This window comes from Idiomarina sp. ST20R2A10, from assembly GCF_051842345.1.
In the GTDB taxonomy this organism is placed as follows: domain Bacteria; phylum Pseudomonadota; class Gammaproteobacteria; order Enterobacterales; family Alteromonadaceae; genus Idiomarina; species Idiomarina loihiensis.
Map to the genome: position 1 here is coordinate 1 of NZ_JBNIEY010000034.1, position 416 is coordinate 416.

A 416-nucleotide genomic window follows, 5' to 3' on the forward strand; every position below is an offset into this window, starting at 1 on the left:
ATTGGTATGCTGGTCGACGGCTCCGTGGTGATGGTTGAAAACATCTTTAAGCACTTAAGTCGTCCGGATAGTGAACACCAAGACGACGCCGAGCAACGCACAGAGCACCGCGACCCAGATCCTCAGGCAGCCAAACTCGATAGCCATGGTATCAAGCTGCGAGTTAAGGAAGCGGCGAACGAAGTGGCACGACCGGTATTCTTTGCCGCCATGATTATCTTGGTGGTCTTTATGCCACTGTTTAGTTTTCAGGGTGTTGAAGCTAAATTATTTGAGCCCATGGCTATCAGTATTATGTTGGCCATTATCTCCGCGGTTTTTGTGGCCATCATGGTTGTACCGGCATTAGCCAGTTACTTTTTCAGTCGGGGTATTAAGCCTCGTGAAAATAAACTGCTTAAACCACTAGATAATGG

General features: G+C 47.8%; 1 protein-coding gene. It reads left to right on the top strand.

What is annotated here, in order from left to right; translation table 11 throughout:
* Positions 1-416: efflux RND transporter permease subunit (locus ACP7H9_RS14215; protein WP_439222933.1), on the top strand; the 416-nt coding region annotated here is incomplete at both ends.